Origin of the sequence: Stenotrophomonas sp., assembly GCF_031995405.1 — a bacterium.
Lineage (GTDB): Bacteria > Pseudomonadota > Gammaproteobacteria > Xanthomonadales > Xanthomonadaceae > Stenotrophomonas.
The window spans coordinates 1-19,986 of sequence record NZ_DAMAGC010000006.1 but is presented as its reverse complement, the minus strand read 5'-3'; the positions used below and the strand labels follow the sequence as shown (position 1 = coordinate 19,986).

The following is a 19,986-nucleotide window of genomic DNA, read 5'->3' as shown; positions in this document are numbered from 1 at the left end:
GGCTTCGGTGGGTTTTTGGTAGAGCCGGGCCATGCCCGGCTGGGCCGCCGACCCACCTGTCGTTGGCTGGCTTGCCGTGCATTTGGCTTCGGCATTGGCTGGCTTGCCACGCATCTATCTTCGGCATTGACTGGCCTGCCACGCGGCTGCCTTCGTCATTGTCTGGCCTGCCACGCATGGCGTGGCACTACCCGAGATGGCGGCTTCGGTGGTTGGCTTCGGTGGGTTTTTGGTAGAGCCGGGCCATGCCCGGCTGGGCCGCCGACCCAGCGTGCCTCGGTCAATTACGTTGGGGTGTGGATACGGCCCACACACGGCTGGGGTACCGACGCCACCTGGCGATGGCTGGCTTGCCGTGCATTTGGCTTCGGCATTGGCTGGCTTGCCACGCATCTATCTTCGGCATTGACTGGCCTGCCACGCGGCTGCCTTCGTCATTGTCTGGCCTGCCACGCATGGCGTGGCACTACCCGAGATGGCGGCTTCGGTGGTTGGCTTCGGTGGGTTTTTGGTAGAGCCGGGCCATGCCCGGCTGGGCCGCCGACCACGCCTGCACTGCTTCGGGCCTTTGAGGCGGTTCGCCTGAACATCTGGCAACCTTTTTCGGCTGAATGGGCGACGCCGGCGGGCTCGTTCAGCCAGAAAACACGCTCCATGGCCTCATTAAACATGGCAACACATTGATTTAGAAAGATTATTCTAAAAATCCACCCCCTCTCGCCACTGTCATCATTTCGCGGTACGTTAGACGAGTGATCGGTGCCAGCGTCCCATCAACAGAACGCTGGAACTTCTTTCCCCTTTAGCAGTCCAAATGCCGGACTGCTAAGATGAGTGCTATGAGCCAGAACACCTCTACTGCCCTTGTGGCAAACAATCTCCCGATTCCCAGTGCGCTCGGTTCGCTGGACGCCTACATCGGTGCCGTGCACCAGATCCCGGTGCTGTCGGTCGATGACGAGCAGGATCTGGCCCGTCGCTTCCGCGACGAGCTGGATCTGGACGCCGCGCGCGAACTGGTCCATTCCCACCTGCGCTTCGTGGTGCACGTGGCGCGTGGCTACAACGGCTACGGGCTTGCGCTGGGCGACCTCATCCAGGAGGGCAACATCGGCCTGATGAAGGCGGTGAAGCGTTTCGACCCGGACATGGGCGTGCGCCTGGTGTCCTTCGCGGTGCACTGGATCCGTGCGGAAATGCACGAGTTCATCCTCAAGAACTGGCGCATCGTCAAAGTCGCCACCACCAAGGCGCAGCGCAAGCTGTTCTTCAACCTGCGCAAGTCCAAGACCCGCTTGGGCTGGATGAACGCGGCCGAAGTGCGCGCGGTGGCCAAGGACCTGAACGTGTCCGAGCGTGAAGTGCTCGAAATGGAATCGCGCCTCTCTGGCCGCGATATCGGTTTCGATGCGCCCAGCGATGAAGACAACGAAAATGCGCCGCCGTCGCCGGCCGCCTACCTGGTGGCCGACGCGGAAGATCCGTCGATGGCCTACGAGCGCGCCGACAGCGAAGACAACAAGCTGCAGCTGCTGCGCGAAGGCATGGCCGAACTGGATGCGCGCTCACGCGACATCATCCGCCGTCGCTGGCTGGACGCGGACAGCAAGGTGACGCTGCAGGAGCTGGCCGACGAGTACGGCGTGTCGGCCGAACGCATCCGCCAGGTCGAAGCGAACGCGCTGAAGAAGATGAAGGCGCTGTTTACCGCTTGAGCGACCGAGTCGTTGACTAGCATTAAATAATTTCAGCAACGTGATAATACATGTCACGTTCGCTGATGTGATTCACCATCCGATGCCAGTTCTCTGGCATCGGATTTTTTTTGCATAGCCGAATTCGAAGCAAACCTCTAACGATAGAGAAACCCAACTGACTGCTCCGGCATTCGAATCGTCTTGGTGCTCGTGCCAGCGTGATGGGAAGGCCGTGCAGACCGGCTCGTTGCGAGCTAGCGCCTTTATTCTTTGTGATCTGAATTCAGAGGCTCAGTCGGAGGCTCTTTCAGGGAATGGAAGGACGGCAGGATTGATCAATATCAGCGAGGACTTGGTCTTTGCGAGCCATGGGGAAAATAAGCAGGTCATTCCAGCGTCGATTTCGCTTACTTGCCTTGCTGAGCTACGCGATGGTGATCGTCCTGTCATCGATTTGGCCTGCTGGTCCCCAGGCGCTCACCTGCATACATACCGATGCCTTCCAAGAGCACAGCAACCTCATGGTCATGTGCCGGGTGTCACCAACGCCGACGGCACCCCGTGGCTCCCGTTGAAGAAGTAGGAGAAAATTGATGCTGAACGATCAAGATGCGGAACAGAGTATTTATTCTGCGACGGTGCTTGTCAGGCGTTTCGTAGGTTGCGAAATTTCTGCCCGTTCATTCGTCGAGAGCTACGGGAACTTTTACTACTACGAGGCTCTGGATGGCCATGAAGCCTCCAGTGCACTGAATCCTGCGGAGTTGGCAAAGCTAAAGTTCGCCGTCGAGCTCCACCGACGGATACAAGAGGAGGTGGTAAACGCCTTGGTACTTGATTCACCACTCTCTGCCGAAGCATTGAAGGCGGCGGGCAGGTTGCTCGAGCCTGATGCGCGTGCCCACGCGCAGTCGATTTGCGCTGACGTCGGCCTTGACGCTCTCCTTGCCTCGATGAGCGTGGAGCAGGACGCTGGCCGGATAGCCCCATGATGTATGGCGGGTCCTGATTTCTATGCCTGGTCGGCGCCGTGACAGAAAATCATGCGCTGACTGCGAGCCAGCGCATGAAACCATCCACGTCTCAACCGCGTTCCCGCGCAATCGCCCGCCAGCCGATATCGCTGCGGTGGAACTCGTTGGCCCAGCTCACCGCCGCCACGCCGGCGTACGCGTTGGCCTGCGCATCGCCCACGCTGTCGCCCAGCGCCGCCACGCACAGCACCCGGCCGCCCGCGCTCAGCACCTGGCCCTGCGCGTCCAGCACCGTGCCTGCATGGAACACCTTGGCGCTCGCCGGCACCGCGTCCAGCCCGTGGATCACATCGCCGGTGATCGGCGTTTCCGGGTAGGGCGATGCGGCCATGACCACGCCCAGCGATGGGCGCCGGTCCCACTGCGCGTTCACCTCGTGCAGGCGCGCATCGATGGCCGCGTCGAGCAGATCCACCAGGTCCGACTGCAGGCGCAGCATCACCGGCTGGGTTTCCGGATCGCCGAAGCGCACGTTGAATTCGATCACTTTCGGCGCGCCGCTGGAATCGATCATCAGGCCTGCATAGAGGAAGCCGGTGAACGGAATGCCGTCGGCGATCATGCCCTGCACGGTCGGGTTGACCACCTCGCGCATCACCCGCGCATGCACCGCATCGGTCACCACCGGGGCCGGCGAGTAGGCGCCCATGCCGCCGGTGTTGGGGCCGGTGTCGCCGTCGCCGACCCGCTTGTGGTCCTGCGAGGTGGCCATGGGCAGCGCAGTGGTGCCGTCCACCATCGAGATGAAGCTGGCTTCCTCGCCGTCGAGGAATTCCTCGATCACCACGCGCGCACCGGCATCGCCGAACGCATTGCCCGAGAGCATGTCACGCACCGCGTCCTCGGCCTCGGCCAGGGTCATCGCCACGATCACGCCCTTGCCGGCGGCCAGGCCGTCGGCCTTGACCACGATCGGCGCGCCCTTCTCGCGGATGTAGGCCAGTGCCGCCTCGACCTCGGTGTGCACCGCGTAGAAGGCGGTGGGGATGTTGTGGCGGGCCAGGAAATCCTTGGCGTAGGCCTTGCTGCCTTCCAGCTGCGCGGCGGCGGCGGTCGGCCCGAAGATGCGGTGGCCGGCGGCGCGGAAGCGGTCCACCACGCCCGCCACCAGCGGCACTTCCGGACCGACCACGGTCAGGCCGATGCCTTCGGCGTCGACCAGTGCCAGCAGGCCGTCCAGGTCGGTGACCTTGACCGCCACGTTACGGCACTTGGGCTCGGTCGCGGTGCCGGCGTTGCCGGGGGCCACCAGGACCTCGCTCACCTTCGCGGACTGGGCCAGCTTCCAGGCCAGGGCGTGTTCACGGCCGCCGGCGCCGATGACCAGGATCTTCAATGCACTTCTCGCGTAAGGGGGGGCAGGACCGCGATTTTACGCGGTGCGGGCCGGCGCTGCATGGCACCGGCCCGCCCGCGCCGTCACCCCGCGCAGTCCTCGCGCTGCAGTTCGGCGGGCACCGCGTAACGGCGCGTGCCCGGCTCGAACCGCAACCGGTGGTCCTGCTGCGTGGGCTCGCTGCAGTCCTGCCCACGGGTGCGTACCATCAGCGCCCAGTAACCCGCCACGGCGTCGCCTTTGCCCACGGTAATGGCGAAATCAAGGTCGATGGTCGCCGCCTCGCAGGGCGTGGTTGTCCTCTCGCAGCCCGTCGCGGCGCGGTTGTCGATGTGTTCGTCCAGCACCGCCACGTCGCGCAGGCGATCGTCGTGTACGGCGATGTAGCTGCGCGACACCCTTGCGATACCGCGATGGCGCGCGGCATGGGTAATGCGGAAGGCATGGCGCTGCGGCCCGAGCTGCTCGATCTGGACCGTGCCGGGCGCACCTTTGCGGCCGTACCGACCCTGCAGCCGCTGCGCGATCACCAGCAGGGGGCGGTCGACGCCCAGGATCCTGGAGAACGCACGCTCGTTCTCGTCCTTGCCGAACAGCGGCGCCTGCCCATCGCGCAAGACATACAGATCGACCCGGCCCGGTTCGACGCTGGCCGCGTCATCCAGGGTCTGGCACACCGCCAGCAGGTGCTGCACGTGGCCATCGGTATCGACCGTGCCACGCGCACAGACCCGGCGGGTGACCGGACGCTGCGCCTGGACTTCGGTGTCATCCCACGGATCCTGCCAGGGCCCATCCAGGCGCGCGCTGGCACCGTAGCGATCGCGCAGGAAAGCCAGCAGGCGCTGCTCGTCGGTACCGCTGGGGTACAGCGTGTCCTCCACCGCCACTGTGCTGTCCAGCACCCGGCGGGGCTTGTCGTTGACGGCGGGCGGGTCGCCGCAGCCGGCCAGCAGCGCGGGCAGCGCGAGCGCCAGCAGCCACCGGCATGCCCGACGCCCGTGCATCACTGGCAGCTTTCGCGCTGCAATGCTTCGGGGAACGTGTAGGTCCAGGTCTTGGCATCCAGCGTGAAGCGATGCTCGGCGCGCACCGGCTTGCCGCCACAGCCGCTGCCGGTTTCTTCGATCACCAGCGGCCAGGTGCGGGCGCTGCGGTCGCTGTCATCGAAGCGGTAGGCGAACGCGATGTTGAACATCCGGGTACGGCATTCTTCGGCAAAGTCGGCATCGTCGCAGTCGTACGCGGCGCTGTTGTCGATATGGCTGCGCAGTGACCCGGCGTCGACCAAGCCCTTCGGACCGGGCAGGATCAGCGTCTGCGTCTCCAGGGAATAGCCCTGGCCGTACCAGCCGCTTTCGTTGCGGAAACCGTAGAAGTCGCTGCCGGCGCGGATCACCTGCACCGTGCCGGGACGGCCGCTGCTGCCGTAGGTGCCGCCGGTGAGTTCGGCGGCCACCTCGAAGCTGTCGCCGCTGGGGCGCAGCACGTAGAAATCGATCGTGCCGGGGTCGGCATGGCCGCCGTCCACCAGTTCACCGCACACCGCCAGCAACTGTTGCCAGCTGTCGCCACTCACCACCGGCTGCTCGGCACAGACCTGCAGATCGGTGGGGCGGCTCTCGTCGTCCTGCGTCCACTGGCCACGCCACTGTTCGGAGAGCCGGGCGGCCTTGCCATAGCGCGCGGTCAGGAACGCCTGCAGCCGCGCGGTGCGGCTGACATGGGCGACCGGCGCGGCTGGCGTGGCCGCGGAAGCGACCGTTGCCGCCGGCTGCGCCGGAGCGGGTTCGGCGGCCGGCTTGCAACCGGCCAGTACCGCGCTGGCGCCGATGGCCAGCGCGAGCAGGGATTTCAGGGGTGATGCAGACATCCGTGTCGCTCCTTGGATCAATGCCGGAAGTGGCGCACACCGGTGAACACCATCGCCAGGCCGTGCTCGTCGGCGGCAGCGATCACTTCGTTGTCGCGCATCGAGCCACCCGGCTGGATCACCGCCTTGATGCCGGCCGCGGCCGCGGCATCGATGCCGTCGCGGAACGGGAAGAACGCATCGGACGCCATCACCGAGCCCTCCACCACCAGGTTCGCATCGGCCGCCTTGATGCCGGCGATGCGTGCCGAGTACACCCGGCTCATCTGGCCGGCGCCGACACCGATGGTGCGGTTGTCGCGGGCGTAGACGATGGCATTGGACTTGACGAACTTGGCCACCTTCCAGGCGAACAGTAGGTCGGCGAACTGCTTGTCGGTCGGTGCCAATTTGGTCACGACCTTCAGTTCGTCACGGCGCATGCCGCGGTTGTCCGAGGACTGCACCAGCAGGCCCGAACCGATGCGCTTGGTGTCGTACTGGTTGCGGCCTTCGCCATGCGGAATGCGCAGCACGCGCACGTTGGCTTTCTTCTGCGCGTATTCCAGCGCGGCCGGCTCGAAGTCCGGGGCGATCAGCACTTCCACGAACTGGCGGTCCAGGATCACCTGGGCGGTGGCGGCGTCCAGCGGTGTGTTGAAGGCGATGATGCCGCCGAACGCGCTGGTCGGGTCGGTCGCATAGGCCAGCTCGTAGGCATCGCCATTGCCGGCACCCACGGCCACGCCGCAGGGGTTGGCGTGCTTGACGATGACGCAGGCCGGCACGTCGAACTGGCGCACGCACTCCCATGCGGCATCGGCGTCGGCCAGGTTGTTGTAGCTCAGCTCCTTGCCCTGCAGCTGCTGGAAGGTCGCCAGCGTGCCCGCCACCGGGGACAGGTCGCGGTAGAACGCGCCGCTCTGGTGCGGGTTCTCGCCGTAGCGCAGGTCCATCACCTTGGCGAAGCTTGAATTCATCTGCGCCGGGAACTCGGCACGCAGCGGCACGGCGGTGTCGGTGGTGGTCACCGCAGACAGATAGTTGCTGATCGCCGCGTCGTACTGGGCCACGCGGTTGAACGCGGCCACCGAGAAGGCGAAACGCTTGGCCGCCGACAGCTGGCCGTCGTTGGCGGCCAGCTCGGCCAGCAGTTCGGCGTACTGCGAGGGGTCGGTCGCCACCGCCACGCGGGCGAAGTTCTTGGCCGCCGAGCGCAACATCGCCGGGCCGCCGATGTCGATGTTCTCCACGGCGTCTTCCAGCGTGCAGTCCGGGTTGGCGGTGACCGACTCGAACGGATACAGGTTGAGCACCAGCAGGTCGATCGCACCGATGCCGTGTTCGGCCATCACCGCCTCGTCCAGCCCGGCGCGGCCGAGCAGGCCACCGTGTACCAGCGGGTGCAGGGTCTTGACCCGGCCGTCCATCATTTCCGGGAAGCCGGTGACATCGGCCACGTCCTTGACCGCCAGGCCAGCCTCGCGGAGCGCCTTGGCGGTGCCGCCGGTGGACAGCAGCTCCACGTCGCGGGCGGCCAGGGCACGGGCCAGGTCGATCAGACCGGTTTTGTCGGAAACAGACAGCAGGGCCCGGCGCACGGGCAGCAGATCGGAACTCATGGGGGCAGGAGGTCGTAGCGGAGCGGGTAGGTATTGTAGGCGCTGGGCACCGCACTGCCCACGAAAACCCGGTCCGGGCCGGTCCGTATGGGGGTGATGGCCGCGCAGGGGCCGCCGGCCGACGGACCAGGTGCCCGCCTCTCGACCACAGCAGGCCGCGTACGACAGCCGGGCGCGGCGCGGCGGCGAGCGCCGGTGGCCGCGTCCCCGTGGCCGACGCAGCCCGGGTCGGCGTGATCGGCGCGGGAAGATCGTGACCGGCCGCTCGACTGCGTTAGGCTGTGCCCCATCTGCCATGGAACTGCAGGAACCGGATCGTGTCGATCTATGCGTTGAAAGGGAAATTCCAGGCGCTGCTGCGCCCGGCGGTAGGCGCGCTGTTCCGCGCCGGGGTGACCGCCAATACGGTCACCGTTGCTGCCGCGGTGGTTTCGCTGGCCGTGGCCGCCGCCGTCTACGCATGGGCCCCGGCGCAGCCGCTGTGGTACCTGGCGTTGCCGGTGTGGATGCTGCTGCGCATGGCGCTCAATGCCGTGGACGGGATGCTGGCGCGCGAGTTCGGCCAGCAGTCGCGGCTGGGCGCCTACCTCAACGAACTGTGCGACGTCCTCGCCGATGCCGCCCTGTACCTGAGCCTGCTCAGCCTGCCCGGGGTCGATCCGACCGCGGTCTGGGTGCTGACGTGGCTGGCGGCGGTTTGCGAGTACGCTGGCGTCCTGGGGCTGATGGTGGGGGCCAGTCGGCGTTATGACGGACCGATGGGGAAGAGTGACCGCGCGTTCGTGATCGGCCTGGTGGGCGTATTGCTTGCCGTGGGCTGGATCGGCGCGCCGGTGGCAAGCGGCGTGGCATGGGTGGCAGCGGCACTGTGCCTGCTGACCGCATGGCGGCGGGTGCGCAATGGATTGGCCGAGCAGGCCTGATCGGCTCTGCGGGCAGACACACAACGGAGTAAGGCATGCGCGTACAGCAACACCTGCAGTTCCACAGCTTCGATGGTCAGTCGCTGTTCTACCGGCATTGGCCGGCTACCTCGGCCGCATCGCCGCGTCGCGCGCTGGTGCTGCTGCATCGCGGCCACGAGCACTCCGGCCGCGTCGCCCACCTGGTGGACGAGCTGGACCTGCCCGACACCGAGGTATTCGCCTGGGATGCGCGCGGCAATGGTCAGTCGCCGGGCGAGCGCGGCGATGCGCCGGGCTTCGAAGCGCTGGTGCGCGACCTGGACAGCTTCATCGCGCACGTCGGCCAGCAGCACGGCATCGCCGTGGAAGACATCGCGATCATCGCCCAGAGCGTGGGCGCGGTGGTTGCGGCCACCTGGGTGCACGACTACGCGCCGCCCCTGCGTGCGCTGGTGCTCGCCTCGCCGGCGTTCAAGGTCAAGCTGTACGTGCCGCTGGCGGTGCCCGGGCTGAAGCTGATGCAGAAGCTGCGCGGCAACTTCTTCGTCAACAGCTACGTCAAGCCGCAGTGGCTCACCCATGACCCCGGGCGCGTGGAGAGCTACCGCACCGATCCCCTGATCACCCGCCCGATCTCGGTCCGCGTGCTGCTCGGCCTGTACGAGGCCGCCGACCGCGTGGTCGGAGATGCGCAGGCCATCACCGTGCCGACCCAGCTGCTGGTGTCCGGGTCGGACTTCGTGGTGCACCGCGGGCCGCAGGACCGTTTCTACGAGCGGCTGTCCTCGCCGATCAAGGAGCGCCACCTGCTGCCCGGCTTCTTCCACGACACCCTGGGCGAGCGCGACCGCGCGCCCGCCATCGCCGCGATCCGTCGCTTCATCAGCGAGCGTTTCGCCCAACCGCTGGTACGGCCCAGCCTGCGCGACGCGCATCGCCACGGGCCTACTTTCGACGAGGCCGAAATCCTGTCCTGGCCGCCTGAACGCAACAGCGCCAAGGACGCGTACTGGCGCTTTACCCGGGCCGGGCTGCGCTTCGGCGGCCGCTTGTCCGAGGGCATCGCACTGGGGCTGGAGAGCGGCTTCGACTCGGGCAGCACGCTGGACTACATCTACCGGGACCAGGCACGCGGCAGCGGGCCGCTGGGCCGCATGATCGACCGCAACTACCTGGATGCGATCGGCTGGCGTGGCATCCGCATCCGTCGTACCCACGTGCGCGAGCTGCTGCAGCTGGCCGCCCTGCACCTGCATGGCGAAGGTCGCCCGGTGCGGGTGCTGGACGTGGCCGCCGGGCACGGTCGCTATGTACTGGATGCGATGGCGCAGGGTGAACACCGTGCCGAAGCCATCACCCTGCGTGACTTCAGCGAGCGCAACGTCCTCGACGGACGCAAGCTTATCAGTGCGTTCGGCGCCGACGACATCGCCACCTTCGAGCAGGGCGACGCATTCGACGCGGCCTCGCTGGCCGCGCTGCCGGTGGCCCCGACGCTGTCCACGGTGTCGGGTCTGTATGAACTGTTCGCCGACAACGACGCGGTGCTGCGCTCGCTGCAGGGCATCGCCGCGGCGATGCGCGAAGGCGGCTACCTGGTTTACACCGGGCAGCCCTGGCATCCGCAGCTGGAGTTCATCGCGCGCGCATTGACCAGCCACCGCGAAGGCGCGGCCTGGGTGATGCGGCGCCGCACCCAGCAGGAAATGGACGAACTGGTGCGCCTGGCCGGCTTCGAAAAAGTCACCCAGCGCATCGACCGCTTCGGCATCTTCACCGTGTCGCTGGCGCGGCGGGTGCTGCAATGACCGAGGGCGCGCGGCCATGGCGACGCGCGCTGGTCTGGCTGGCGCTGCTGGGGCCGTTCTTCTTCCTCAGCTACGGCCTGGCCAATGCAATGGCCGGACGCCTGCCGTACGTGCCCTCGATCGTGTTCGACTGGGAAGCGAAGATCCCGTTCCAGGCCTGGACCATCGTGCCGTACTGGTCCATCGACCTGTTCTACGTGGCGTCGTTCTTCATCTGCACCCAGCGCGCCGAACTGGACATGCACGCGCGGCGGTTGTTCACCGCACAGTTGCTGTCGGTCGGCTGCTTCCTGCTGTGGCCGTTGCGCTTCAGCCTGGAACGGCCGGAAACCGGAGGCGTGTTCGGCTGGCTGTTCGACGTGCTGCTGGGCTTCGACAAACCCTTCAACCAGGCACCGTCGCTGCACATCGTGCTGCTGGTGGTGCTGTGGGTGCGCTATGCGCAGCACCTGCGTGGATGGTGGCGCAGCGCGCTGCATGTGTGGTTCGCGCTGATCGGTATTTCCGTGCTGACCACCTGGCAGCACCACTTCGTCGATGTGCCGACCGGCGTGGCCGTGGGCTGGCTGTGCGTCTGGCTGTGGCCGGTGCACGGACGCTCGCCGCTTGCCCACTGGCAGTGGGCGACCGATGCCGCGCGCTGGCGGTTGGCCGCGCTCTACGGACTGGGCAGTGCGCTATGCGCCTCGCTGGCGTTGACCTTCAGCGGCTGGGTGCTGTGGCTGGGCTGGCCGGCGCTGTCGCTGGCGCTGGTTGCACTGGGCTATGCGGCGTTGGGCACGGCGGTGTTCCAGAAGCAGGAAGACGGACGCCTGAGCATGGCTGCGCGCTGGTTGCTGGCACCGTACCTGCTGGTGGCGTGGTTGAACTCGCGCTGGTGGACACGGCGTGCGCCGCAGCCGCAGCTGGTGATCGATGGGGTGTGGCTGGGGCGCATGCCCGATGCCGACGCGGTGCTGGCGATGCCGACCGTGGTCGATGTCTGCGCCGAGCTGCCGTTCCGCAGCAGCGTGCGCCACTACCGCAGCGTGCCGATGCTGGACCTGGCCACGCCGTCGCCGGAGGCCCTGCGCCGCGCCGCCGATGCGATCGCGCACGGCCACCGCCGTGGGCAGGTGCTGGTGTGCTGCGCGCTGGGCTATTCGCGCAGTGCCGCGGCGGTAGCCACCTGGTTGTGCCGCAGCGGCCATGCCGACAGTGCCGATGCGGCGATCCGGCTGCTCCGCCTGGATTGCCCGTGGATCGTGCTGCATGAGCGCCATCGCGATGCCATCGCGCTGGCGGTGCAGCCGCAGCATGCCCACGACGCGCCGGGGGTGCAGGCATGAGCACGGCGATGCAGGTGCAGGCGATGGCCGCGCTGCTGCGCCAGGCGCGCATTCCGGCAGTGATTTCCACGCTGCTGGCGGCGACCGCGTTGGCGGTGTTGCTGCTGGCGCCGCGCAGCATGCCGCTGGTGGCGGTCGCACTGCTGTCGCTGCTGGCCGGCGTGGGCCAGGCATATTTCGCTGCACGGATCGGTTTCGACCGCGGACTGCTGGAAGGGCTGCTGGCCGCGCATCCGGATGCCGCACCGGATCCGATCGACGATGCGTTGCAGGCATTGGGCCTGCGCGCCGCGGTGCACCCTGTGCGTGGCTGGCCTGCGCGCTGGCAGGGCATGCGCGGTCTGTTGCGCGGGCAGGGCGCGTGCGTGCTGCTGCAGGCGCTGACTCTGCTGGCGGCGCTGTGGCTGCGGATGGCGCAATGACCGGCTCAACCCATGCAATCACGATGAGGGCACGACATGCTGGCTGACCTGGTGGCACGCAGCTGCAGTGGCGCGATCCGCGCACTGACCGGCGCACGCGCGTTGTGGCAGGGCTGTGCACCGTCCAGCGACCATCGCGTGTATTACGGCAACCACGCCAGCCATGGCGACTTCGTGCTGATCTGGTCGGCGTTGCCGATCACCTTGCGCCGTCAGGTCCGCCCGGTGGCGGCGGCCGATTACTGGCAACGCGATGGCCTGCGCCGTTACCTGATCCACGCCGTGTTCAATGGCGTGCTCATCGAGCGCGATGCGGCCAAGCGCGAGCACGATCCCATCGCCTGCCTGTGCCAGGCGGTGGACGAAGGCAATTCGCTGATCCTGTTCCCCGAGGGAACGCGCAATACCGAAGAGGGGGTGCTGCCGTTCAAGAGCGGCATCTACCACCTGGCGCGGCAGCGCCCGGAGCTGGAGTTCGTGCCGGTGTGGATCGACAACCTCAAGCGGGTGATGCCCAAGGGCCGTTGGCTGCCGTTGCCGCTGCTGTGCACCACCACCTTCGGTGAGCCGCTGCGGCTGAAAGCCGACGAGGACAAGGACCGCTTCCTGGAGCGCGCGCGGGTGTCGCTGCTGGCACTGGATCCGCAGCCGCGCAGGCAGCGCGCATGATGGCGGGGCAGGGGATGCTGCTGTTTTCCAGCCTGGCCAGCGATATCGCGCAGTTGTCCACGCACGCGCAGACCCGGCTGTTGTTTGCCGGCATCGCCGCGGTGCTGATGGTGGCCACGGTCATCGCCGAGACCCTGCGCTGGCGCGCGCGGCATGCGCCGAGCATGGTGCTGGCCAACCTGGTCTCACGCATCCGCGCGTGGTGGGTGATGGCCGCGGTGGTCGCGCTGGCGTTCTTCTTCGGGCGGACCGGGGTGGTGCTGCTGTTTGCGGTGGTGTCGCTGTTCGCGCTGCGCGAGTTCATCACCCTCACCCCCACCCGTGCCGGTGACTACTACGCGCTGCTGGCCGCCTTCTACGTGGTGCTGCCGTGGCAGTACTGGCTGGTGTGGACCGACTGGTACGGCATGTACACGCTGCTGATCCCGGTCTACGCGTTCCTGTTCCTGCCGATCCTGGCCACCATCGGCGGGGACACCACCGATTACCTGGAGCGCACCTCCAAGGTGCAGTGGGGGCTGATGATCTGCGTGTTCTGCATCTCGCACGTGCCGGCGCTGCTGAACCTGAAGCTGGCCGGCGTGGAGCCGGCGCGCAACCTGCTGCTGTTCGCCTTCCTGGTGATCGTGGTGCAGTCCTCGGACGTGCTGCAGTACATCTGGGGCAAGCTGATCGGCAAGCGCCTGATCGCGCCGAAGCTGTCGCCGTCCAAGACGGTGGAAGGTTTCATCGGTGGGGTGCTGTCGGCCAGCGCGCTGGGCGCGGCGCTGTGGTGGCTGACCCCGTTCACGCCATGGCAGGCGTTCGGGATGTCGCTGGCGGTCAACCTGATGGGGTTCTGGGGCGGCCTGGTGATGTCGGCGATCAAGCGCGATCGCGGCATCAAGGACTGGGGCCACATGATCGAGGGCCATGGCGGCATGCTCGATCGACTGGATTCGGTGTGCTTTGCCGCGCCGGTGTTCTTCCACCTGGTGCGGTATTTCTGGAGCGCGTGAGGCGTATCGACCCAGGGTCGATGCGCGGCATCAGGTGGTGATGCCGTATTCCTTCAGCTTCTTGCGCAGCGTGGCGCGGTGGATGCCCAGCATGGCCGCCGCGCGGCTCTGGTTGCCCTCGCAGTGGTTGAGCACTTCAACGAACAGCGGGATTTCCATTTCGCGCAGCACGATCTCGTACACATCGTCGGCATCGCAACCATCCAGGTCCCGAAGGTAACGTCGGACCGATTGGGCCACGTGTTCGCGCAGCGGTGGCTTCGGCGCGCCACGACTATTGTCAGGACGAGAAAGGACAGCGTTCAAGGAGGTTCCCGGTGCAGATGCCGGGGGCGGACAGCAGCCCCGGGCGGAGAATTGTAGGGGGTCAGTCTAGCGCGTGCGTGGGCAGGCTGCCACGCTCCAGGCTGGAACGCCGGGTTACAGGAACTCGAAGGTGAATGCGACGGTGGACGCGGCGGGCTCGCGCACGCGGAACGCGATCTGTGCACTTTGGCCGGGTTCCAATACGCTGTTGGCGTCCACCGAACGGTCCAGGTAGTCGCGCGGCGCGAACGCGCCGGTGCCGATCACACGGCCATCGGCGTCGGACAGCGACAGCCGCAGCGACGGCCACGCCTGCGCCCAGCGCGCATCATTGCGGAAGCTGGCCTGCACCTGCAGCGCACCGGGCTGGCCCGGTACCGGGCGCACATCGCGGCTGATCATGCTGAACGCCGCCGGCTCCTGCCACGCCGGCAACGTGCAGCGCAGGACGCTGCACACCCCGGCGATCCACGGCCGGGTGCCGGCATCGGCAGCCAGTCGCGCACGGTCGGCCACGGCAATCTGCAACAGCAGCAGTAGCACCAGCCCGGCCAGCAGCGCCCATTGCCAACGCGGCGTCCGCAGCGGCGCCGCCGGCAGCCGCATGAAGCTCGGTGCGGACGTGGCGCGTGCCTGCCCGGTCGTGGTCGCCTCCTCCTTCGCTACGCTCGGCGTGTCGTCCTGCGCTGTGGAGGCATGCGCGGTATCGGCGTCAAGGCGCGATGCGGGCGCTTCGGTCACCGTCGCCACGCGCGCGTCTTCGCGTGGCGCCGTCTCGCGTTCTGCGTGCCCGATCTGTTCGATGTGCTCCACGCGCTCGGCGGGTGGCGGGTCGAAGACCGATATGGTCTGCGTCCAGTCCTTGCCTTCCGTCACCGGCGGCACCGTGTGCTGCGCCGGCATCGCCTGCGCGTCCGCGTCCGACGGCGGCGTCTCTTCTGGCGGATCGCTCGCGGGCGGGTTAGCCGGGCTGGCACGCAGGAACGTGGCCAGTGGTCGGCGCGGCGGTGGCGTGGGCTCGGTCATCGGGTCGGGGCCGGGCAGGAGGGGCGCGCCCATTCAAGCACGTTCACGCCGCCTCACGCGCGGCGCACGCCGGTGATGCGCATCCAGTCGCCGTCCTGCGCGGTCTCCAGCTGGTCGAACCACGGTGCGTAGCGCACCAGCAGCTCGTCTTCCTGGCCGTGCAGGATGCCCGACAGCGCGATGCGACCGCCGGCGGCAACGCGCGCGGCCAGCACATCGGCCAGCGCATCCAGCGCCGAGGCTAGGATGTTGGCCACCACCACCGGGTAGGTGGCCGGCGGTTCGTCGGCGGGCAGGTACACCTGCAGACGATCCTGCAGGCCGTTGCGCTCGGCGTTGTCGCCGGTGGCGATCACCGCCTGCGGGTCGTTGTCCACACCCACCGCGCGGGCGGCGCCGAGCCGCAGTGCGGCCAGTGCCAGGATGCCCGAGCCGCAGCCGAAGTCGAGCACGGTCTGGCCCGCCAGCACGCCTTCGGCGGCCAGGCTGTCCAGCCATCGCAGGCAGAGCGCGGTGGTCGGATGGGTGCCCGAGCCGAACGCCAGGCCGGGATCGAGCCGGATCACGGCCGCATCGTCGGCCTGCGCAGCTTCCGGCAGGTCGTGATTCCACGGCACGATCCAGGTGCGCTCGCCGAAGGCCATCGGCTGGAACTGGTCCAGCCAGGCGCGCTCCCAGTCTTCGTCCTGCACCGCGCGGAAGCTGGCATCGGACCAGTCCAGGCCGGGATCGAAGGCGTCCAGCGCGGCCAGCAGCGCCAGCGCGTTGGTGTCGGCCGGGAACAGCGCGGTGAGCACCAGGTCGTTCCACAGCGGGGTCTCGCCCACGCCCGGTTCCAGGATCGCGCGCTCGTTGCTGGTATCGGCATCGGCATCGAGCAGGGTCACCGCCAGCGCGCCGATATCGTCCAGCGCATTTTCGTAGCGGGGCTGGGTGGATTCGCTGCAGCGGAGGGTGAGTTCCAGGAACGGCATGGGGTGGGCTACCTGCGGAAAACGGTGAATGCTAGACCATTGTGGGGGTGTGCTGCCCGCCACGCGGTCCCGGCGCGTCTCCCGGCCCGGCGAGAATCGGCCCGACGGCAGATTCAGACAGGGCTCCGGGCGCTTGCTAGACTTGGCTCCCCGTTGCCCAGCCGGCAACCTCCGGTCCCGCGCATGGCCCTCGTGCCTACCCTCAAAACCTGGTTGCTGGTCGTACCGGCCCTGGCGTTGCTGGGAGTGGTGGGCTATCGCGCCGGTGGTCATGTGCGCCCTGCCGATGCAGGCAACGCCGTGGACGAGGCGCCGGTCACGCAGGTGGCCGCGGCGCCCGTGCAGGCGCAGCAGCTGGCGCGCCAGTTGCTGTCGATCGAGCGCGGCACCACCATCGCCTCGGGCCTGCCGCTGGATATCCGCGCCGATATCGAAGGCGACACCGACCTTTACGCCTATGCCCAGCGCCTGCAACTGCAGGCGGGCAACGGCAACGCCGAGGCGGCGTGGATGGTCAGCCGCGTGTACGACTACTGTGCGACCTACGCGATGGATCCCGGCGGCTACCAGTTGGACAACGCGCTGTTGACCGGCATGGGCATGACCGCTTCGCCGACCATGGTGCAGGCCCGCGAGCGGGTCGCGCGGCGCTGCGGCGGCTTTGTCAGCAGCGACGGCCTGGGCCGACAATTGATCCTGGCCCAGCGCGTGCAGGCGGCCAAGGCCGGCAATCTTGCCGCCGAGGCGTCGCTGTTCGCCGAAGGCCAGCCGCTGCAGGACAGCCCGACCTATCGCCGTGGGCTGGTGGAGCGGGTGATGGATTCGCGTGACCCGGAAGCCTACATGGCGCTGTCCACCGGCATGGGCCAGCGCGCCAGTGGCGATCGCGCGCTGGACGGGCTGGTGGCCGGCGACCAGTTCAGTGAACTGGCCTGGCGCCTGGCGGCGTGCGAGCTGGGCATGGCGTGCGGGCCGGACAGTGTGTTGATGAACAATTTCTGCGCGAACGGAGGGATCTGTTCGCAGGACGGTGGGCAGGACTTTGCCACTTTCGTGTATGACGCTGCGGTATCGCGGCAAGGTGCGGGGAAAATGAAGACGTTGGTTGAAAAGCTGATCAAGCAGAGGAACGGGCGATGAATTACCGTCGATTCCTGCATGGTGCCAAGTTCTGGTTCTGGGTGGCGCTGTTCGTGGCCTACTCTGCCGGGGCGGTCGGCCTGGTGATGATCGATACCTATGAAGACCGCTATCGCAGCCTGTCCAAGGTGAAGCTGACCTCGGTCAAGGCCGCCGAAGACGTGCGCCGCGCCGGTGCCAGCCAGGTAGCTGCGGTGTACCGCGCGCAGAGCGGCATGCCGTTCGCCTCGCTGCCGGCGGGCAGCACGTTCCAGGTGGTCTGGCCCGATGGCTCCACCGAGACGATGGTGATCGTGGATCCGACCTCGTCGCTGGGCGTGGCGCCGGTCAAGAACAGCCAGGTCACCGCGGCCGACGTCGCGCGCTGATGCGTGACGCTGCGGCGGGCGTGGATACCCCGCGCCCGTTGCGGCTGGTGCTGCTGCCCGGGCTGGACGCGACCGGCACCCAGCACGTTGCCTTCACCGCCGCGATGGCGGGGCTCGGCGTCGTGGTCACGGTGATTGCCTACCCGGTGGATCGCGCGCTGGATTACGCCGCGCTGGCCGACGTCGTTCGCCAGGCGCTGCCAACCGACAGCGACTACGTGCTGCTCGGTGAGTCGTTCTCGGGCCCGTTGGCGCTGGTGATCGCCGCCGCATCTCCGCCGCGGCTGCGGGGCCTGGTCCTATCCACCACGTTCGCGCGCTCGCCCTGGCTGGCCCTACGCCGGCTGCAGGCCTTGTTGTACCGGGCGCCGGTGCGCGCCTTGCCGATGCCGGCACTGTCGTGGCTGTTGCTCGGGCGCTGGAGCAGCCCGGCCTTGCGCACCGCGCTGCAGGCTGCACTGGCCCGCGTGCGCCCGGCGGTGCTGCGCACCCGCGCCGTAGCGGCCCTGGGCGTCGACGTCACCGTGCAGGCCCGTGCGGTGCACGTGCCCACGCTCTGCCTGCACGCCGCGCACGATCGCCTCCTGCCAACCCGCTCCCAGCGCCATTTGTCCGCGTTGCTGCCAGCGCAGGCCACTTTCCGGCTCGACGGGCCGCATCTGCTGCTGCAGGCGTGCCCGGAAGCGGCGGCTTTGGTGATCGCAGGCTTCATGCAGGGCGTTTGCGACACCGGTTGAGGGTGAGGGGCGCCGTACGAACCCGGAGGGCGCCGCTACCGCAGGGCCGGTGTGATTGGCGTGTGGCGGTCATGTCCACGCGGCCTTCGCTTATGGCTCTCGGGTATTTCACGGTGCGGCGTGCAGCCTGCGGATGTTGGCTGCATCCGCAGCGCACGTGCCGGAGAACCTGTCGAATGAATACCCGTGGCGATTACGCCTCCCAAGATCCCCTGGCCACCGCGACGGTCGCCGTGGTCACCCCCCCGCCGGTAATTGCACCTGCACATGACCACGCCGTCTCGTGGGGTGCCATCTTCGCCGGTGCCGCCGCCGCTGCGGCGCTGTCGCTGGTCCTGCTGATCCTGGGCGTGGGCCTGGGGTTGTCGTCGGTATCGCCGTGGGCGTATGAAGGCGTATCGAAGGAAACGTTCGGTTGGTCCAGCATTGCGTGGCTGACCGTGACCGCCATCGCGGCGTCGGGCCTGGGCGGCTATATCGCCGGGCGCCTGCGCAACAAGTGGAGCAACCTGCACGGCGATGAGACCTACTTCCGCGACACCGCGCATGGCTTCCTGTCGTGGGCCGTGGCGACGCTGCTCACCGCTGGCCTGCTCACTACCGCCATTGGCGGGGTGATCGGTGCCGGTGCCAAGGTGGCCGGTGCCACCGCCGGCGCTGCGGCCACCACCGCCGGTGGCCTGGCTGCCGCCGCTGGCCCGGCCGCGATGGGCGACACCAACGGTGACCTGCAGTACTGGGTGGATGGCCTGTTCCGCGCCAACCCGAACGCACCTGCAGCGCCGATGGCACCGCCGCCGGGCGATCCGGCTGCCGCGCCGGGTGCACCGCAGGCCGGTGTCATGCCGCCGCCGCCGCGCCCGATGCCGGGTGGTGAGCGTGGTCCGGGTCCGGGCCGTGGCGGTGATGTCCGCGCCGAGGTCAACCGGATCGTGGTCAACAGCCTCAAGTCCAACACCATGGACCCGGCCGACACCCAGTACCTGGCGCAGCTGGTGGCCAACCAGACCGGCATGAGCCAGGCCGAAGCGCAGGCCCGCGTGACCGACATGCAGACCCGTCTGCGCGCCACGCTGGACAAGGCCAAGGCCGACGCGAAGCAGGCCGCCGATGACGCCCGCAAGGCGACCGCCTACGCCGCGCTGTGGCTGTTCATCACGCTGCTGATCGGTGCCTTCAGCGCCAGCCTGTTCGCCACCTGGGGCGGCCGCCGCCGCGACCTGTAAGAACCCAACGCTCAACGAGGAGAATTCACCATGAAGTATCTGCTGCTGTGGTTCCTGGGCATTCCGATCCCGATCCTGCTGCTGATCGCGCTGCTGCGCTGACGTAGCGCGCACCCGGTAACGGGTATCGACCGACGGTCGATACCTGCCGGACAAGACGTACCGCCGGGCCGCCATCGTGCGGCCCGGTCTCGTTTCAAACAGGCAAACGAAAGGCTCTGCTCCCTGTGAGGGGAGCGTCTTGTTGCAGGCCGTAGCAAATGGCGCACGGCGATGCGCTTGTGGGTGTGTATCAAGGGGCCGTTTGGATCTGGTGTTGCCTCCGCTCGGGTCTGTCGCGTGCGTGAAGGCCCCGTAGCGCAAGGTAGGCCCCTGGCGTAGTGTCCCCCGGCCTGCCGCCTCCTCCTTGATTTTGCCCAGGCGCCTACCGGCCGCTACGGGGCTCGGCTTGCGGAGACAAGCTGGAAAGCTTGCTTCTGACTTTGGTCGGTGGGTCGGGCGCTGGGCGCCCATGCCCTTGGAGGCGAAATAAAGGAGG

Annotated in this window: 19 protein-coding genes; 12 read left to right on the top strand and 7 right to left on the bottom strand. The window is 67.7% G+C overall.

The features are described 5' to 3' along the window. The first annotated feature begins 839 nt into the window (after positions 1-839). Together rpoH and RTO53_RS01990 are read left to right on the top strand one after the other, a co-directional pair. The gene (rpoH, locus tag RTO53_RS01995) at positions 840-1,715 is read left to right on the top strand and encodes an RNA polymerase sigma factor RpoH (protein ID WP_038685839.1); all 876 of its coding nucleotides are present in this window, start codon (positions 840-842) and stop codon (positions 1,713-1,715) included. Positions 1,716-2,290: 575 nt separating this feature from the next. Further along, positions 2,291-2,689 carry a hypothetical protein gene (locus RTO53_RS01990; protein ID WP_312236216.1) on the top strand — a complete coding sequence of 133 codons (399 nt, stop codon included), beginning with the start codon at positions 2,291-2,293 and terminating at the stop codon, positions 2,687-2,689. A gap of 91 nt (positions 2,690-2,780) precedes the next feature. On the opposite strand, the gene purD is transcribed toward RTO53_RS01990, so the two are convergent. The 4 genes from purD to purH all read right to left on the bottom strand — a co-directional run bounded on the left by purD (position 2,781) and on the right by purH (position 7,541). Continuing rightward, the gene (purD, locus tag RTO53_RS01985; RefSeq protein WP_312236215.1) at positions 2,781-4,067 is read right to left on the bottom strand and encodes a phosphoribosylamine--glycine ligase; all 1,287 of its coding nucleotides are present in this window, start codon (positions 4,065-4,067) and stop codon (positions 2,781-2,783) included. A gap of 83 nt (positions 4,068-4,150) precedes the next feature. Then, a complete protein-coding gene (locus RTO53_RS01980) occupies positions 4,151-5,074 on the bottom strand; it encodes a hypothetical protein (protein WP_312236214.1) in 924 nt (307 codons plus the stop codon). Continuing rightward, positions 5,074-5,940 carry a hypothetical protein gene (locus tag RTO53_RS01975; RefSeq protein ID WP_312236213.1) on the bottom strand — a complete coding sequence of 289 codons (867 nt, stop codon included), beginning with the start codon at positions 5,938-5,940 and terminating at the stop codon, positions 5,074-5,076. Before RTO53_RS01975 ends, RTO53_RS01980 begins: the two co-directional genes overlap by 1 nt. 17 nt (positions 5,941-5,957) lie before the next feature. Next, a complete protein-coding gene (gene purH / locus RTO53_RS01970; protein ID WP_312236212.1) occupies positions 5,958-7,541 on the bottom strand; it encodes a bifunctional phosphoribosylaminoimidazolecarboxamide formyltransferase/IMP cyclohydrolase in 1,584 nt (527 codons plus the stop codon). 314 nt (positions 7,542-7,855) lie between these two features. Here purH and RTO53_RS01965 point away from each other — a divergent pair, with 314 nt between their 5' ends. From RTO53_RS01965 to RTO53_RS01940, 6 genes are read left to right on the top strand one after another with little or no spacing between them, the layout of a single operon-like run. Continuing rightward, on the top strand, positions 7,856-8,464 hold the full coding sequence (locus RTO53_RS01965) for a CDP-alcohol phosphatidyltransferase family protein (RefSeq protein WP_312236237.1): 609 nt from the start codon (positions 7,856-7,858) through the stop codon (positions 8,462-8,464). Positions 8,465-8,499: 35 nt separating this feature from the next. Beyond that, entirely contained in the window at positions 8,500-10,254 is a 1,755-nt protein-coding gene (locus RTO53_RS01960) for a bifunctional alpha/beta hydrolase/class I SAM-dependent methyltransferase (RefSeq protein ID WP_312236211.1), read from the top strand. After that, on the top strand, positions 10,251-11,582 hold the full coding sequence (locus RTO53_RS01955) for a phosphatase PAP2/dual specificity phosphatase family protein (RefSeq protein ID WP_312236210.1): 1,332 nt from the start codon (positions 10,251-10,253) through the stop codon (positions 11,580-11,582). Before RTO53_RS01960 ends, RTO53_RS01955 begins: the two co-directional genes overlap by 4 nt. After that, positions 11,579-12,004 (top strand): hypothetical protein, encoded by a 426-nt coding sequence (locus RTO53_RS01950; RefSeq protein ID WP_312236209.1) that lies wholly within the window; start codon positions 11,579-11,581, stop codon positions 12,002-12,004. Before RTO53_RS01955 ends, RTO53_RS01950 begins: the two co-directional genes overlap by 4 nt. A 36-nt stretch (positions 12,005-12,040) precedes the next feature. Next, the gene (locus RTO53_RS01945; RefSeq protein WP_312236208.1) at positions 12,041-12,673 is read left to right on the top strand and encodes a lysophospholipid acyltransferase family protein; all 633 of its coding nucleotides are present in this window, start codon (positions 12,041-12,043) and stop codon (positions 12,671-12,673) included. Positions 12,674-12,687: 14 nt separating this feature from the next. Next, positions 12,688-13,671, top strand: a complete 984-nt coding sequence (locus RTO53_RS01940; protein WP_312236207.1) for a phosphatidate cytidylyltransferase — start codon at positions 12,688-12,690, stop codon at positions 13,669-13,671. Between the two features lie 30 nt (positions 13,672-13,701). Here RTO53_RS01940 and fis read toward each other — a convergent pair whose 3' ends face one another. From fis to prmA, 3 genes are all read right to left on the bottom strand, one after another. Beyond that, on the bottom strand, positions 13,702-13,977 hold the full coding sequence (gene fis, locus RTO53_RS01935; protein WP_123730002.1) for a DNA-binding transcriptional regulator Fis: 276 nt from the start codon (positions 13,975-13,977) through the stop codon (positions 13,702-13,704). Between the two features lie 114 nt (positions 13,978-14,091). Next, positions 14,092-15,003 (bottom strand): DUF3426 domain-containing protein, encoded by a 912-nt coding sequence (locus tag RTO53_RS01930; protein ID WP_312236236.1) that lies wholly within the window; start codon positions 15,001-15,003, stop codon positions 14,092-14,094. Between the two features lie 53 nt (positions 15,004-15,056). Then, the gene (prmA, locus tag RTO53_RS01925; protein ID WP_312236206.1) at positions 15,057-15,977 is read right to left on the bottom strand and encodes a 50S ribosomal protein L11 methyltransferase; all 921 of its coding nucleotides are present in this window, start codon (positions 15,975-15,977) and stop codon (positions 15,057-15,059) included. Positions 15,978-16,160: 183 nt separating this feature from the next. Here prmA and RTO53_RS01920 point away from each other — a divergent pair, with 183 nt between their 5' ends. The 4 genes from RTO53_RS01920 (at position 16,161) to RTO53_RS01905 (ending at position 19,448) form a co-directional block, all read left to right on the top strand. After that, complete coding sequence (locus RTO53_RS01920) at positions 16,161-17,117, top strand: hypothetical protein (protein ID WP_312236205.1); 957 nt, start codon at positions 16,161-16,163, stop codon at positions 17,115-17,117. Next, on the top strand, positions 17,114-17,485 hold the full coding sequence (locus RTO53_RS01915; protein WP_312236204.1) for a hypothetical protein: 372 nt from the start codon (positions 17,114-17,116) through the stop codon (positions 17,483-17,485). Before RTO53_RS01920 ends, RTO53_RS01915 begins: the two co-directional genes overlap by 4 nt. Next, complete coding sequence (locus RTO53_RS01910) at positions 17,485-18,222, top strand: alpha/beta hydrolase (RefSeq protein ID WP_312236203.1); 738 nt, start codon at positions 17,485-17,487, stop codon at positions 18,220-18,222. Before RTO53_RS01915 ends, RTO53_RS01910 begins: the two co-directional genes overlap by 1 nt. 176 nt (positions 18,223-18,398) lie before the next feature. Then, the gene (locus RTO53_RS01905; RefSeq protein WP_312236202.1) at positions 18,399-19,448 is read left to right on the top strand and encodes a hypothetical protein; all 1,050 of its coding nucleotides are present in this window, start codon (positions 18,399-18,401) and stop codon (positions 19,446-19,448) included. Positions 19,449-19,986: the final 538 nt, after the last annotated feature.